This is a genomic window from Paenibacillus sp. NPDC057886 (genome assembly GCF_042796655.1).
Taxonomy (GTDB): Bacteria; Bacillota; Bacilli; order Paenibacillales; family Paenibacillaceae; genus Paenibacillus.
This window is the reverse complement of record NZ_JBHVMZ010000002.1, coordinates 476,750-492,038: the sequence shown is the minus strand read 5'-3', so window position 1 is coordinate 492,038 and position 15,289 is coordinate 476,750. Positions and strand designations below refer to the sequence as shown.

Here is a 15,289-nt window from a genome sequence, read left to right as displayed (position 1 = left end):
GTGTAAAAAATTTCTTTTTCATGTTCATGTGTAAGAGGTGTAATATAGGGGTATAGAGTTCGGTTTCGGCCTGCTTGTCGTTTTGCGTCAACACATGTTGTCCGCAATAGACCCAAGATACAATACACGATGTGGGAACGGCCCTTGGGCTATGCTCATTCTATTGTGTGAAATTTGGTACATTTAGTTGTATTGGATGTATTTGTGGTTCGGCTCTGCTTGACAGGCATCATGAAAGTCGCGGACTTCTATCCCAAAGTAAAGGAGGACTTTCTCTTATGTCACAATCGCCTACTCAACAAGAGGTGCCGGTTACAGAAGGTGCCGACGTTTCCCAACGCCAGTCCTTGGACGTACTGGATCAACTGATGAAGCCTGAGGTACAGGAGTCTCTGACCGTTCTGGTGGAGAACCTGCCTAAACTGGCTGAAATGGTCACTGCAATGACCAAAGCTTATGACTTTGCACAAAGCGTAGCTACAGACAAAGTTCTGATCAGCGACACAATGAGCGCAATGGGCGAGTTTGCTAAACCTGTTGTAGACAAAGCTAAAGGTGTAGCTTCTGCTGCCATCGAAGCGAATGATCGTGCGCAAGCCGAGCAAACTTCGGTTGGTTTGTTCGCTATGCTCAAAATGCTTAAAGATCCAAACGTACAACAAACGCTGCGTTTTGCTCAATCATTCCTGAGCATCCTGAACGAGCGTGGGCAACAGCAACGTTAAGATTAGAAGAACGGAGGATGGATATGTCGAAGCAAATTTTGATCTTGGGCGGAGGTTACGGTGGTCTGTTGACTGCGCTGACTGCGCGTCAATACCTTACACCGGAAGAAGCGACTATTACAGTCGTGAACCGTTACCCTACGCACCAAATTATTACGGAACTGCACCGTCTTGCAGCAGGAAGCATTGCTGAAAAAGCAGTTGCCCTTCCACTCGAAAAATTGCTGAGTGGTAAAAATGTGAACTTGAAAATCGATACGGTGGATACAATCAAGCCGGACGAGAAAAAAGTTCTCATGACCAGCGGTTCTACTTACTCTTATGATGCACTCGTTGTTGCCTTGGGCAGTGAAACGGCATTCTTCGGAATTCCAGGATTGCAGGAGTACAGCTTCACGCTGAAATCCGTTAGCGATGCTAACCGCATTCGTGCACACGTGGAAGCTCGTTTGGATGCTTACAAACAATCCGGCAACAAAGCAGACGCTACGTTTGTTATCGGTGGCGGTGGTTTGACAGGTATCGAGCTTGTTGGTGAATTCGCTGACCTTCTTCCGGCTGTATGCCAAGAAAAAGGTATCGATTTCAAAGAAGTTTCCCTGTACACGGTTGAAGCAGGTCCTTCCATCCTGGCAGGATTCCCGCCAGAATTGGTTGAGCGTGCAAAATCGAGTCTGGAAAAACGTGGCGTTAACTTCATCGTTGGCGTAGCAATTACCGAAATGAAAGAAAATGAAGTTCTGCTGAAAGACGGAAGCTCGATCCCTACGAACACACTCGTATGGACAGGCGGCGTTCAAGGTAATGCAGTTGTTGCGGGCAGCGGAATTGAAGTGGATCGTGGCCGTGCGAAAGTTACGGAAGTGCTGCAATCCACATCCCATAAAGACGTGTTTGTTGCTGGTGACAGCGCAGTGGTCTTCCCTAGTGAAGGCGCTCGTCCATACCCTCCAACAGCACAATTGGCTTGGCAAATGGGTGAAACGATTGGTCACAACTTGGGCGTAATGTTCAAAGGTGGCGCAATGGAATCCTTCACACCAGTATTCTCCGGTACACTGGGAAGTCTGGGTCGTAAGGATGCTGTCGGCATGATCGGTGGCAACCAGACTCGTCTGAAAGGTCTGCCAGCAACCATGATGAAAGAAGCAAGTAACATCCGTTACCTTGCTCATATTCACGGTTTGTTTGCACTGGCTTACTAATACCTGTACGCCATGCAGCAAAAGGGTACTCCTCTTGGAGTACCTTTTTTATTTTAAAACCAGCATCGGTTGGCATAGGGGTTAAGTTCCTTGAAGTGATATATGAAAGTATAATCGTTGTTATCAGAAATAGTATGCTGAAAAAAAGCCTCGGTATAACCCTATAGGGTGTATGGTATATTAAAGGAAATACGTGTTATCCGCATCATCCCAGATGCTTTGAATGGTAGTAATACATAGCAGCCGGCGCTTAGAAGCGTCGGCTTTCGTTTAAATTAAAGACAAGTCTGATTTATAAAAAACTGGTTTATAAAAAAGGAAAACCGAGAGGAGAATGACATATGAACGTATTAGTAATTGGAGCGAACGGACAAATCGGCAAATTTCTGGTGCAGCAGCTGGCGCAGGAAGGGAAACATCAGGTCACCGCGATGATTCGCAAGCCGGAGCAGGCAGACGCACTGAAGCAGCTCGGTGCCAATGTCGTAATTGGCGATTTGGAAGGCGGTGTGGATGATCTGGCCAAGGCAATGAAGGATCACAATGCAATTGTATTTACAGCGGGTTCTGGTGGATCTACGGGCGCAGACCAAACATTGCTCATTGATCTGGATGGTGCGGTGAAAACAATGGAGGCGGCACAGCAGCAAGGAATTACCAGATATATTCTGGTCAGTGCGTTTGGGGCAGATCAGCGGGAGAAATGGTCGGATGCCATAAAGCCGTATTACGTGGCGAAGCATTATGCCGATCGGGCGTTGTTCGCAAGTGAACTGAATTACACCATTATCCGTCCTGGCGGTTTGAAAAATGAGCCGGGCACCGGCAAAATCTCTGTAGGAACAGACCTGAAACCGGGAAGTATTCCACGTGAAGATGTGGCTCGTGTAATCGCTGCTTCCCTTCAGGAGGAGAAGACGTATCGAATGGCTTTTGATCTGATCGCCGGGGATGAATTAGTAGAGGATGCCTTAGGTAAATTGTAATTCGTATTGTAATATAACGGGAGAATGGAATGACGGAATGAGGGGGAGCTCTGCATGAATGAAGCCGTGCTGGTGATCGAGGATGAGCCCAAAATTGCACGCCTGCTTGAACTGGAATTACAGTATGAGGGATATCAGGTAGGCAAGGCAGGCAGCGGAACGGAAGGGCTGGAGATGTATGTAGACGGGCAGTGGGATCTGATTCTGCTGGATATTATGCTGCCGGGTCTGAGTGGGATTGAAGTGTTGCGGCGGATACGTGCCAAAGATGCGATGGTGCCCATTCTGATGCTCACAGCCAAAGACTCTGTGGAAGACAAAGTATCCGGACTCGATCTCGGAGCCAATGACTATATTACAAAACCGTTCCGGATTGAAGAACTGCTTGCGAGAGTGCGCGCTGCACTGCGCCTGAGTGCTGCATCGGCTGCTGCCCATTCTTCCTCTTCGGTCACACGGGATACGGCGCAATCGTCGGAGCAGACAGTGGAAGATGAGATAGGCTGGCTCACCGCAGGCAGTTTGAAGCTGAATGAAGGAACCCGTGAGGTATCCCGGGATGGTCAATCGATTGAGCTTACCCCGCGTGAGTTCGATCTATTGGTGTATCTGCTGCAAAACCAGCGCCAGGTGCTGAGCCGGGATCAGATTGTTCAGGCCGTCTGGGGATACGATTATTATGGAGATACCAACGTGGTGGATGTGTATATCCGTTATGTGCGCAAAAAGGTCGATAACGGATTCACACCACCCTTAATACATACCGTTCGGGGTGTTGGTTACGTCCTGAAGGAGCAAGTATGAGTCTGCGCAGCAAAATCTACGGATACTCGTCCGTATTGTTCGCCGTGCTGCTGATTGCCGTCAACCTGTCGGTGTATATCGTGTTTGAACGAATGTCGATCGATAACGAGATCAAGCGGGTAGAGGCTGAGGCCGAGTCTATTGTAAAAGGAGTACGCCAGTCTGCCGGCTCTATTCCGCCGGACGACTTGCTCCGGGCCTACGCGCCGCTGGACGGCATGCTGCGGATCGTCAATTCAGACGGCACCAGCTCCCCGCCGGTGACGACCTCGGCAGAGGAGCAGCTGAGCAAGCTGTCCTACAAGTACGAAAGCGAAAAAAAATCCGAGTACACTCAGGTTGGGCCAATTGGTTATGTCTGGGTCTCTGTTCCAGTGATCTGGCCGGACGGAGAAGTGGTGAATGTACAAGTCACCGAAAGCATTGAAGATACCGAGAATCGCCTGTCTGTGCTTCGTACAGTTCTTGTTGCCGTGACCATCATCGCGCTGATTCCGGCCATCATCTCCAGCCGTATTCTGGCAAATCGGATGACACGTCCGATCCAGCAGATGACACACACGATGAGTGATATCCAGTCGAGCGGCCAGTTCAAGCGACTTCCGCTCGATGAAAAATCGAAGGATGAGCTGAAAGCGATGGGGCAGACGTTCAACCGCATGATGGATCTGCTCGAATCCAACTTCGAGCGGCAGGAGCGCTTTGTTTCTGATGCTTCTCATGAACTGAAAACGCCACTCACCATCATTGAAAGTTATGCCAGTTTGCTGCAACGAAGGGGTAAGGATCGACCCGAAGTATTCGACGAGGCGGTGGAAGCCATTCTGTCCGAATCCGTGCGCATGCGGGAGATGACCGAGCAGCTGCTATTGCTTGCCAAGCAGCCAGAGCAGTGGAATGTGCAGCTGGAGCGGGTGGATATCACCCGGCTTGCGCTGGATTCCACCCGTGCGTTTCGCGAAGCCTATCATCGGGATGTCCACTGCGATGATCCGGGCAGTATATGGGCGATTAGCGATGTGAGCAAGCTGAAGCAGCTGCTTTTTATTTTGCTGGACAATGCTCGTAAGTATAGTGAGGATGCCATTGAAGTTCGGCTGGAGGCAAAGGGGCAGGAGTGTCGGATACGTATTGTAGATACGGGAATCGGCATGAGGGAAGAGGAGTTGTCCAAAGTGTTTGACCGTTTCTATCGCGTAGATCAGGCCAGAACACGCAGCGGCGGAGCAAGCGGTTCGGGCTTGGGACTGTCCCTTGCCAAAGATATCGCAGAGGCCGTGGGTGCGCTTATTGAACTGAGCAGCACCGAGGGCAGAGGAACCGAGGCTTCCATTATTTTGCCCACATCCGTACAGAACAGGTCACTCTCATGAAAATCTCATTCTTCTCTTATATACTGGTAAACACAGTACGATTACGGATCATAAGAGAGTGCGTAAGGGGGGAAACATGATGGAAGAGCATGAGGGGCGTCCAGAAATGAAACGGGAAGAACAACGAAGCAAAGGATGGACGAAGCCAAGACGTTCATTTTGGTGGGGTGCGGGGCTCCTGGCTCTCCTTGTTGTTATAGCGGTCATGTGGTGGAAGCCGTGGCAATCAGACCGCGTGACGTTAACAGCAGATGCAGCGGCCCAATCGGTCTTGGATCAATATCCGGGAGAAATCGTGAACTCCACGTTGAAGGACGGAACCTATATCATGCAGCTCCGCTCGGAAACCGGACTGTATGACGTACAAGTTGATGCGGTTACGGCGACCGTGAATTCCATTAAACGGCTGGAGTCCAATCCGCAAGCTGAAGAGAAGACATTATGGAGCCGGGAACAGATCAAGACGGAATTACTGAAACAAACGGATGCTGAACTGGTATCGCTTGAACTTGTCGAGCAGCAGGGAAGCCCGGTGTATCTGGCGGTATTAAAGATGAAGGACAATGGTCGTGAGCAATGGACCATTGATCCGTATAACGGAGAGAAACAGTCTTCAAAGACGCTGGAAGCATCCTCACCCGACTCGACAGGGGAAGGCACCAAGACTCCATTTCTGAGCGAGAAAGAAGCAGAGCAGAAGGCACTGGCTAAGGTTCCTGGTGAAGTGGATGATATCGAACTCCGTGGAACGAATAGTGGCAATCCGTATTATCTGGTTGAAATTGACCTGGATGACGGTCGTGAGGCTATTGTGCAGGTGAATGCCATTTCGGGAGCGATTCGTTCGGTTACTTGGGATGATGACGAAGATTAAAGGTATAGATGCCATTCTGTGAGGTTCTCACTCATTTTCTCATCAATTTCTAATCTGAATCTCGCTGAACTCTCATTCCTACAGGTTAACCTGTAACTGTAGACGAGAACGAGAACAACAACGAGGAGATGAATGATGATGATGAACAAACATAAACTATGGATTGGCAGCTTGTCGGCAGCGGTGTTGCTCGGAGGATCAGCCGTTGCGGCTAGTGGGAGTGTGAACGGACAGTCGGTACAGCCTGCGCAAACGTCCGCTACACAATCAGTAACACAGACCCAGAATAACACAGGTAAATTGCTGACGGTCGCACAGGCGAAGGAAGCAGCCTTGAAAGCAACCGATGGTAAAGTGGATGATGTGGATCTGGAGCGCAGAAACGGCCAAACCTTCTATGAAGTTGAAATTGACAAAAAAGGTAGCAACGACGTTGTCGTCCGTTTGGATGCCTACACAGGTAAAATCCTTGCAGTAGTCGATGATGAAGATTACGATGACGACGATGATTATCATGGCACTGTAGCAGGTGCGTCTTCCTCCAATCAAGCTGCTTCCAAACAGGTTAAACTGACAGAGGCACAAGCTTCGAACATTGCCCTGAAACAGGTGACTGGTGGAAAAGTAACCGAAATTGAGCTGGATCATGATAACGGCCGTTATGTTTATGAAGTGGAACTGAGAACAGCAAACGGCAAAGCTGATGTCGACGTCGATGCCAACACAGGCAAAGTGCTGTCGGTTGACCAGGGTTTTGACGACGAAGATTAAGAATTCACGTTAGCACACAAGACAACGAATATGAACAAAGTGTAGTTGGAGCTACCCCAAGTCTAGCTAGAGATAACGTATATATTGGGATATGGCTTGTGTATAACAGAGGACGCTTCGGATGAAGCGTCTTTTTGCTGTTCACTCCATAAGTTCAATGTGTAATCGTACATGTTCCGCCGTATTGTTCACTATTCGAGCAGGGGCATGGCGGATACAATCGTAATCAGGAGGTGAGTGCCGAGCCAGTCTGAGAAATAGGTAATCCATGAAATGCATCATCGATCGGAGGAAGAAGAGACGTATCGATTTTATTGTAAGCGCTTTATAAATGAATGGCGGAGGTGTATTGTTCTATGAATGAGGATTGGTTGGAAAAGAAAACAAATTCACATCGTTTCGCTCGTCGTTTGTGTTATCTGCTTGCTCTAATCCTGGCGCTACAATCGCTAGGTATGCTGGTCGCTCCAGGACAACAGGCTTCCGCTGCTCCAATCAGTGTGACCAACGGAGTACAATTTAAGGATACGAACGGCAATGTCATTCATGCCCATGGGGGCGGGATGATTAAGGCTAACGGGTACTATTACTGGTTTGGGGAGAATCGCAACCCTAATGGAACGTTCAAGGCGGTTTCCGTATATCGTTCAGCGGACCTGAAAAATTGGGAGTATCGCAATGATGTGCTCACCAGCAGTTCAGCTGCCGAGCTGAACATTTCCAACATCGAACGCCCGAAAGTCATTTATAACAGTGCAACAGGCAAGTATGTTCTTTGGATGCACAAGGAAAACGGGGTCGATTACGGTGAAGCCAGAGTGGCTGTAGCGACTTCAAGTACAGTGGATGGCAATTATACGTATGTGGGCAGCTATCGGCCACTTGGCTATGATTCGAGAGACATGACGGTATACAACGACAATGGCACAGCTTACCTCATCTCGGCGACCAAAGTGAATGCCGACCTGAATATCTACAAGCTGACTCCGGATTTTCTGGGTGTGGAATCGCTTGTAACGACGCTGTGGCCGGGTCAATATCGTGAGGCACCTGCCATGTTCAAAAAGGGCGGCGTCTACTTCCTGATCACATCCGGGGCTACGGGCTGGAATCCGAATCAGGCCAAATATGCGACCGCTACCAGCATAACTGGTACGTGGAGCGGCCTGAGCAACTTTGGGGATAGTACAACCTATGGTTCCCAATCCGCATACGTGCTTCCGGTGGAAGGCTCACAGACAACATCCTATCTCTATATGGGTGATCGCTGGGCGGGTGCTTGGAGCGGGCCGGTCCAGGACTCCAAATATGTGTGGCTGCCACTGTCTTTCCCGAGTGCAACCAGTCTGGCGATGAACTGGGCAAGCAGCATTACCATTGATGCAGCTACGGGTTCCGTAACTGGAGTGGATACACCTGACGTATGGGACCCGAATGCTTCATACCAGCTGATTAGTCGCAAAAGCAATAAATTGCTCAATGTCATCGGTGGTTCTGCGGATAACGGAGCGGATCTGGAGCAGCGGGCAGACGGCGGCACAACCAGTCAGCGGTGGCAGATCACGGATGCGGGTGGCGGTTATGTCAAAATCATCAACCGATCCAGCGGCAAGCTGATCGGTGTGGAAAATGGCTCCACAGCAGATGGAACTGTTATTGAACAATGGAGCGATGGTGGCTGGGCCAGTCAGCAATGGCAGTTGGTTAGTGTGGGCGGAGGTTATTATAAATTGAAAAACCGCAGCACAGGCAAGGTGCTTGATATTTCGGGACAATCTCTGGCAGACGGGGCAGCTGCAATCCAGTGGACAGATAATGGTGGTACGAATCAGCAATTCCAGATTGTTAAGGTTCAATAAGAATTTATTTAAGGTGAGAGGTTATTCATCGAGACGATCTTGTGAAACCCTTGTCCCGCACCTATAGGCGGGACAAGGGTTTCGTGATGTTTTTACCATTGTTACGTGAATGCTCTGTGCTGGGATGATATCCAGATGATTTCTCTTGTTGCGATGTATTTCCGATCATTACCATCCCAATCTGTGGTAAACTAGTAGAATTGTAGAAATAGATAGGGACAGGGGCTGGATAACGAAGTGAGTGAAAAACAAGTACTGTCAATTGAAGGCTTGCGCATGCGATATAACGGGCGTTATGTGCTCAATGGTATTGATCTGGAAGTGAATCGAGGCGAGATGATCGGATACATCGGTCCGAACGGTGCGGGTAAAAGCACGACGGTCAAGATATTGCTCGGACTGGTGGAGGGATATGTGGGTACGGTTCGGATCTTTGGCAAGGATATCGCGGACGGTGACGTGGAATATAAGCGAAGAATCGGTTATGTACCGGAAGTCGCGGAACTATACGAACAATTAACCCCGGCAGAGTATCTGACGTTTACAGGAGAATTGTACGGGTTGTCCTATGAAGATGCTGATTATAAGGCGAAGCAGCTGATGGACTGTTTTGGACTGGAAAAATCATATCATTCTCGCATTGCTTCCTTCTCGAAAGGCATGCGTCAGAAAGTGCTGCTGATCTCCGCGCTGCTGCATGACCCGGATCTGTTGTTCCTGGATGAACCGCTCAGCGGACTGGATGCCAACAGTGTAATGGTGGTAAAGGAGATTTTGACACAGCTGTCGGCCAAAGGCACGACGATATTCTATTCGTCTCACATCATGGATGTGGTGGAGAAGATCAGCAGCCGGATCGTCCTGATTGCTGAAGGACGTGTGATGGCGGATGGTACGTTCAGGCAGCTCCAGCAGCAATCCATGGAAGGTTCACTGGAGGAAGTATTCAATCAATTGACGGGCTTCAATGAGCATCGGGCAATTGCAGAACGCTTTGTGTCCATCGTGCAGGAGGTGTACTGATATGGCGGAATCCTCCGACTTCCGCACGCTGAAGATTCTGGACCGCTTTCGGGCTGTCATCGCCAGAACAGGAGCGGATTATGATGTACTGCGTTTGATTCTGCGGGTGAAATTCCAAATGGATCAGCGGAGGGTGCCGACGGTATTGTCAGCGCGCAATGGCAATAAGGAGCAGAAAGAAGGCAATCTGTATCTGCGTTCCCTCTGGTTATACGCACTAATGGGGCTGATTATGGTTCCGTTTGTTGTCTGGGATACGGGGCACTATATGCTTCAGATGGGTCTAGTGACCGCCATGCTGATGTTTATGATCATGACATCCATGATCTCCGACTTTTCTTCGGTACTGCTCGATATTCGGGATCGTAATATCATCATGACCAAGCCGGTAAACGGACGCACCGTTGGTATGGCTCGTGCCATCCACGCAGGGGTCTATCTGCTGATGCTGACAGGCTCCCTGACGGCTGCGCCGCTGGTAGCGGGATTGATTGCCCACGGGATCGGCTTTTTCCTGCTTTTTCTGGTGGAACTGATTCTGATTAATATGTTGATTCTGGTGACCACGTCCCTGATCTATCTATTCATGATGAAGTTTCTGGATGGGGAGAAGCTGAAGGACATGATCAATATGGTGCAGATCCTGCTCTCCATCGGGATCGCTGCAGGATATCAGCTGGTCATACGTTCGTTCAGCATCATCGATTTTAATATGGTGTTCACGCCTGCCTGGTGGCAGTTACTGCTGCCTCCGGTATGGTATGCAGCAGCATTTGAGCTGCTATTCGGCGGCGGGGGAGATGCCTGGCTGTATACTTTCTCGGCGCTTGCTTTGATCGTTCCACTGGTCAGTCTGTTGGTGTACGTGAAACTGATGCCTTCCTTTGAATTGTATTTGGAGAAAATGGCACACGCAGGTCAAGCCTCTGGACGAAGACGTGGGAGATGGGATCGCATCATGGCGAAGGTATTCTCCCGTTCCAGAGAGGAGCAGGCGTGCTTTCGTTTGTCTGCCAGTATGATGCGAAGTGAAAGGGAGTTCAAGCTGAAGGTATACCCGTCGGTTGGTTTATCTTTTGTATTGCCCTATGTATTCTGGTTCACCCAATTGCAGAGTTCTTCGTGGGCAGAATTCAAGGAAAGCCCTTTCTTTTACACGCTGTATATTGTGCTCTTGCTGATTGTGTCAGTTGTGACCATGCTGAAGTATTCCGGACAATATAAGGCGTTTTGGACCTTCCGGGCAGCCCCACTGGCCAACGAGAATGTGTTATATAGTGGAGCGTTGAAAGCTTTCTTATGCAATATGTTTCTGCCCGTATTTATATTAAACGCTATCGTATTTGTGTGGACCTTTGGATTAAGAATTCTTCCTGATCTGGTCGTTATATTTTTGGTGGCAACTGCACTTATCCCGCTTTCTGGAAAGTTGTTGATGCGAAAACCGCCGTTCTCCCAATCTTTTAGTGTGGCAGGGCAGAGTGACGGCTGGCTCGTATTTGCTTTCTTTCCGCTCATGGCACTGTTATGGGGATTACATGTATTCATCCGTACCATACCAGCAGGCATCTGGATCTATGTCGCGCTCCTGGTCGTGATCAATATGCTGTTCTGGACGATGCTGCATCGGGTGAAGCGAGCACCTGTAACCGTTGAAGGTTAAGGCGGTAGTCGGTTGAGGTTGAATGATGAAGTGTAGGAGATGGAGACGCGAAGAAAATTAGCTTAAAGCCAATCCGGTTTCTTGATGACCTGGATTGGCTTTTTTACTTGTTTTAAATTCTTTACGTGATGCGATGAATTTTAACTATGGAGAAAATGATATGGTGAAGTGTAACAGTGATCTCGATTTTGGAATATTTAACGAGCCGCTAGTAAATACGCAAAATCGGTATGTTATGCATAGGGGGTTCCGTTTTGCAGGACAGCCTCTGCCAGCTGATCGGCTGCATCTGCCGTGGAGAGGGCAGACTGCGTTGCTCTCGCATAGACCTTGGACAGCGTGCCCGCAATCCCCGCCACCTTTTGGCGGATCAGGTCGGGCCCAGCGCCTTCCAGCTCGTAGGCGGTGCTGATGATTCCGCCTGCGTTGAGCACATAGTCAGGCGCGTACAGGATGCCGCGCGCCTGCATGCGGCGAACAACCAGCTCCCGGTGGCTGAGCTGGTTGTTCGCCGCCCCGGCAACGATGGAGCAGCGCAGCTCCTCCACCGTTGCCGGGGTCAATACGCCCCCTAGGGCACAGGGGGCGAACACCTTGCAGTCAGCGGCGTGAATATGGGCCGGATCGGCCGAAATGGCGCAGCTGAACTGCTCAAGGGCACGTTGTACACGTTCGGGTACAACGTCTGCCACAATGAGCCGTGCCCCGGCTGCATGCAGGTAATGGCACAGGGCATACCCGACCTTGCCCAGTCCCTGGACGGCAACGGAAATGCCCTGCAAGGCGTCAATGCCTTGGTGACGCAGCGATGTCACAATGCCAGTGTATACACCGTAGGCGGTCATCTCGGCTGTAAAATCATCCTGTGCGCCAAGTGATCCGGTCGTATCCGTCACATGTACCGTTTCCAGCCGGATCTGGTCCATATCTGCCGCTGTAGTGCCCAGATCCAGGCCCGTCACATAACGTCCGTTCAATCTCTCCAGATAGCGGCCCAGAGAGCGGAACGTTTCGTTACGCCGGGAAGCTAACGGATTGCTTCTGGATGCCTTATCTAATCCCTTATCTAATCCGTCCGATGTATCCTTGCCTTTAATGATATTCGCATGGGGTCTGACGTTCTGTTTGCCTTTTCCGGAATTCAGATTGTTGTCTGGGCTGGCCTCGCTCGATTGGATGATCATTTCGGCTGGCACATCCCACATCACAGCTTTGCCTCCGCCATAAGGCAGGCCGGAGACTGCCGACTTGTAAGTCATGCCTTTTGCGAGCTTCATTGCATCTCGAACCGCTTCCTCTTCCGATGCATACGTCCAGCAGCGGCATCCCCCGAGTGCAGGACCCAGTACCGTACTATGAATGGCAATGACGGCTTTAAGCCCGCTGCGTGGATCATGGCAAAATATGAGTTCTTCCATACCTTCCCGCTCCATCTCGTGCCACAACTGCATGACAGTTCCCCCTTTTGGTAGCCGTCGTTTCACGAATCTGTTTGCCTGTACGCCTCAATCTACCTGCTGTTGGTTCAGCATATTCAGTCACGCAGGTTTTCGCCCCTGGGTCTCAGGCCGGGTTGATAATGAGCAGAAAGGGCTCTATAATGGCAGTTCCGGCATGCCAGTGGGCAAGGAAATGTAGTCCGATTTACGTTCAACCGTTTAAAATGACCGCATAACGTCCAATGATGGAGATAGAGTAAACGTACAGAAGCGTAAATGACGTGCAGAGGAAGCGGAACAAAGGCGCGCAACAAACGGCCCATTCCGTTGTGAAAGTCAGGAAAGAGGGATTGCGATTGTTTAAAATATTGGTATTTATCTTTTTGATCCAGATTGTGTATGTATCTGCCTATACACTGCGGATGATTCTGACGCTCAAAGGACAGAAATATATTGCTGCGCTCATCAGTATGGGCGAGATTGTGATCTACGTACTCGGTCTGAATTTGGTACTCAAATATCTGACCCAGCCATCTGCGTTAATTGTATATGCTGTTGGTTACGGATTAGGGGTACTGCTGGGTGCCTGGATCGAAGAGAAGATTGCGCTCGGTTACGTTACCGTTAAGGTGATTTGTAACCAGATGGGCGGGGATGTAGCGAATGCTTTGCGGGATAAAGGATACGGTGTCACAGCCTGGGTTGGTAGTGGACGTGACGGAGATCGGCTGGTTATGGAAATTTTGGCGAAACGCAAAAACCAGAAACTGCTGTATCAGACGATTCTGGAGCTTGACCCCAAAGCATTTGTCATTACCGTCGAACCCAAACAGTTCCATGGCGGGTTCTGGACACGTTCCATCAAAAGATAAATAAGGAATATTCGAGATAATAGTAAGCCTCTTCTGGGGCTTTTTTTCATGTCCATAAGTTGAAATTGGAATGCTCCGGGTTAAATCGGGTGTTGTTTATCTGCTGATGTGAAGATCACGAAACGACCTGAGATAAGGATTATTGTTGTAATCGCTTCCAGGATTTACATTGAGGACAAGCCCTTCGTGACATGCGGATGGCAGAGATGGACGGACGTAATCAATATCATTAGGGAGGAATGGTTTTATGAAAAGCAAAATTCGAACATGGTGCAGTGCAGCGCTGGCTCTGACGTTGGGCTTTACCCTACTGTCTGGACCGACAAGTGTACAGGCAGCTGGTAATGCAGACTACAATCTTACAGGTTTCTCCCAAGGGAATACGGGTGGAGGTACCATCAGCGAGTCGGATACGTCCAAGTATAAGAAGGTATACAATGCAACGGATCTGGCTGCGGCGCTGAAAAAGAACTCCGGTGTCAAAGTCGTCGAGATTATGAACGACCTGAATCTGGGATGGAATGAAATTCCGAGCGCTGCCCAGACATCTCCTTTTGCCAAGCATAATGATGCACTGACTCATCCTGTACTGAAACAAACGGGAGTTAGCAAGCTGACGATCGACAGCTTTAATGGCCTGACCATTTTCTCAGCCAATGGGGCCAAGATCAAGCATGGAGCCATCAGCGTCAAACGTAGTTCCAACGTTATTATCCGCAACCTCGAATTCGATGAGTTATGGGAATGGGACGAATCAACCAAAGGCGACTACGACAAAAACGACTGGGATTACATCACCCTTGAAGAGAACAGCAACGTTTGGATTGACCACTGTACATTCAATAAAGCCTATGACGGGCTTGTCGACTCCAAAAAAGGAACCAGCGGTGTGACCATCTCCTGGTCCCTCTTCAAAGGGGATGACGGCAGCTCAAACAGCTGGGTTACCCAGCAGATTAACGAGTTGGAAGCGAACAAGGCTTCCTATCCGATGTACAACTATCTGCGCAGCAGTGCGGTTGGGCTCAGCAAAGCCGATATCATTGCCATTTCGTCTCCTCAGAAAAAAGGCCATCTGGTTGGCTCGACCAGCTTCGAATCAGCCAACGCCAATCTGTCCATAACTCTGCACCATAACCTGTACAAGGATATTCAGGATCGGATGCCGCGTCTGCGCGGAGGAAATGCGCACGCCTATAATATTGTGATGGATGCAACAGGGGCTCGTGCAGCCAAATCCAGAATCACTTCTGCGATGGCAACGGCGATTTCGTCCAAAGGGTACCATTTTGATATTATCGGCAATGGAGCGATCTCCACCGAAAGCGGCGCAGTGCTGGTCGAAAAGTCGGTAATCAAAGACGTACAGTTCCCGGTCCGCAATAACCAGACGGACCCGGCCGATGCAACGTATACCGGCAAAATTCAGGTGACCGACACGATGTATTCTCTGGATGGAAGCTCATTCCGTGGAAACAGTGATACATCCGGCAGTCCACTCAGCCCGGTTCCGGCCGCAGTGAAAGCTTTCTCCTGGAACGGATTCTCTTCACTTCCTTACAGCTACACTACGGATGATCCAGCGACGCTGAATGCTCGCCTTACCGGTTCAAGCGGAGCAGGTGCAGGCAAATTAACCTGGTCCAAAGACAACTGGCTGAAGACGAGCTACTAGGAAAAAATGCGAATCGGGTA

General features: G+C 49.7%; 13 protein-coding genes. 12 read left to right on the top strand and 1 reads right to left on the bottom strand.

Annotation, left to right across the window (positions count from 1 at the left end):
• Positions 1 to 278 precede the first annotated feature (278 nt).
• From ACFVQB_RS09280 to ACFVQB_RS09235, 10 genes are all read left to right on the top strand, one after another.
• Positions 279 to 725 carry a DUF1641 domain-containing protein gene (locus ACFVQB_RS09280; RefSeq protein WP_053782612.1) on the top strand — a complete coding sequence of 149 codons (447 nt, stop codon included), beginning with the start codon at positions 279 to 281 and terminating at the stop codon, positions 723 to 725.
• 23 nt (positions 726 to 748) lie between these two features.
• A complete protein-coding gene (locus tag ACFVQB_RS09275; RefSeq protein WP_024629787.1) occupies positions 749 to 1,930 on the top strand; it encodes an NAD(P)/FAD-dependent oxidoreductase in 1,182 nt (393 codons plus the stop codon).
• A gap of 341 nt (positions 1,931 to 2,271) precedes the next feature.
• Positions 2,272 to 2,916 carry an SDR family oxidoreductase gene (locus tag ACFVQB_RS09270; RefSeq protein WP_379437379.1) on the top strand — a complete coding sequence of 215 codons (645 nt, stop codon included), beginning with the start codon at positions 2,272 to 2,274 and terminating at the stop codon, positions 2,914 to 2,916.
• A gap of 54 nt (positions 2,917 to 2,970) precedes the next feature.
• Positions 2,971 to 3,720: a response regulator transcription factor gene (locus tag ACFVQB_RS09265; RefSeq protein ID WP_379437377.1), complete on the top strand. Its 750-nt coding sequence runs from the start codon at positions 2,971 to 2,973 to the stop codon at positions 3,718 to 3,720.
• Positions 3,717 to 5,093 carry a sensor histidine kinase gene (locus ACFVQB_RS09260; RefSeq protein WP_379437374.1) on the top strand — a complete coding sequence of 459 codons (1,377 nt, stop codon included), beginning with the start codon at positions 3,717 to 3,719 and terminating at the stop codon, positions 5,091 to 5,093. The genes ACFVQB_RS09265 and ACFVQB_RS09260 overlap by 4 nt, the downstream gene beginning before the upstream one ends.
• Positions 5,094 to 5,169: 76 nt before the next feature.
• Positions 5,170 to 5,967 carry a PepSY domain-containing protein gene (locus tag ACFVQB_RS09255; RefSeq protein WP_379437371.1) on the top strand — a complete coding sequence of 266 codons (798 nt, stop codon included), beginning with the start codon at positions 5,170 to 5,172 and terminating at the stop codon, positions 5,965 to 5,967.
• A 132-nt stretch (positions 5,968 to 6,099) separates the two neighbouring features.
• Complete coding sequence (locus ACFVQB_RS09250) at positions 6,100 to 6,738, top strand: PepSY domain-containing protein (RefSeq protein ID WP_379437368.1); 639 nt, start codon at positions 6,100 to 6,102, stop codon at positions 6,736 to 6,738.
• A 356-nt stretch (positions 6,739 to 7,094) separates the two neighbouring features.
• Positions 7,095 to 8,597 (top strand): RICIN domain-containing protein, encoded by a 1,503-nt coding sequence (locus ACFVQB_RS09245; RefSeq protein WP_379437365.1) that lies wholly within the window; start codon positions 7,095 to 7,097, stop codon positions 8,595 to 8,597.
• Positions 8,598 to 8,834: 237 nt separating this feature from the next.
• Entirely contained in the window at positions 8,835 to 9,620 is a 786-nt protein-coding gene (locus ACFVQB_RS09240) for an ABC transporter ATP-binding protein (protein WP_379437362.1), read from the top strand.
• Position 9,621: 1 nt separating this feature from the next.
• Positions 9,622 to 11,283, top strand: a complete 1,662-nt coding sequence (locus ACFVQB_RS09235; protein WP_379437360.1) for a hypothetical protein — start codon at positions 9,622 to 9,624, stop codon at positions 11,281 to 11,283.
• Positions 11,284 to 11,516: 233 nt separating this feature from the next.
• On the opposite strand, the gene ACFVQB_RS09230 is transcribed toward ACFVQB_RS09235, so the two are convergent.
• Positions 11,517 to 12,734, bottom strand: coding sequence for a Glu/Leu/Phe/Val dehydrogenase family protein (locus tag ACFVQB_RS09230; RefSeq protein WP_379437357.1), 1,218 nt, complete (start codon positions 12,732 to 12,734; stop codon positions 11,517 to 11,519).
• A gap of 344 nt (positions 12,735 to 13,078) precedes the next feature.
• On the opposite strand from ACFVQB_RS09230, the gene ACFVQB_RS09225 reads away from it, so the two are divergent.
• Positions 13,079 to 13,594: a DUF2179 domain-containing protein gene (locus tag ACFVQB_RS09225; RefSeq protein WP_053782622.1), complete on the top strand. Its 516-nt coding sequence runs from the start codon at positions 13,079 to 13,081 to the stop codon at positions 13,592 to 13,594.
• A gap of 247 nt (positions 13,595 to 13,841) precedes the next feature.
• Positions 13,842 to 15,269, top strand: coding sequence for a pectate lyase family protein (locus ACFVQB_RS09220; RefSeq protein ID WP_379437354.1), 1,428 nt, complete (start codon positions 13,842 to 13,844; stop codon positions 15,267 to 15,269).
• Positions 15,270 to 15,289 lie beyond the last annotated feature (20 nt).

Bases quoted from the DNA above. Each gene is read 5' to 3' on its own strand.
- ACFVQB_RS09230 (WP_379437357.1), bottom strand. From the start codon at position 12,734: ATGCAGTTGTGGCACGAGATGGAGCGGGAAGGTATGGAAGAACTCATA.
- ACFVQB_RS09280 (WP_053782612.1), top strand. From the start codon at position 279: ATGTCACAATCGCCTACTCAACAAGAGGTGCCGGTTACAGAAGGTGCC.
- ACFVQB_RS09220 (WP_379437354.1), top strand. From the start codon at position 13,842: ATGAAAAGCAAAATTCGAACATGGTGCAGTGCAGCGCTGGCTCTGACG.
- ACFVQB_RS09275 (WP_024629787.1), top strand. From the start codon at position 749: ATGTCGAAGCAAATTTTGATCTTGGGCGGAGGTTACGGTGGTCTGTTG.
- ACFVQB_RS09245 (WP_379437365.1), top strand. From the start codon at position 7,095: ATGAATGAGGATTGGTTGGAAAAGAAAACAAATTCACATCGTTTCGCT.
- ACFVQB_RS09250 (WP_379437368.1), top strand. From the start codon at position 6,100: ATGATGATGATGAACAAACATAAACTATGGATTGGCAGCTTGTCGGCA.
- ACFVQB_RS09270 (WP_379437379.1), top strand. From the start codon at position 2,272: ATGAACGTATTAGTAATTGGAGCGAACGGACAAATCGGCAAATTTCTG.
- ACFVQB_RS09235 (WP_379437360.1), top strand. From the start codon at position 9,622: ATGGCGGAATCCTCCGACTTCCGCACGCTGAAGATTCTGGACCGCTTT.
- ACFVQB_RS09265 (WP_379437377.1), top strand. From the start codon at position 2,971: ATGAATGAAGCCGTGCTGGTGATCGAGGATGAGCCCAAAATTGCACGC.
- ACFVQB_RS09260 (WP_379437374.1), top strand. From the start codon at position 3,717: ATGAGTCTGCGCAGCAAAATCTACGGATACTCGTCCGTATTGTTCGCC.
- ACFVQB_RS09255 (WP_379437371.1), top strand. From the start codon at position 5,170: ATGATGGAAGAGCATGAGGGGCGTCCAGAAATGAAACGGGAAGAACAA.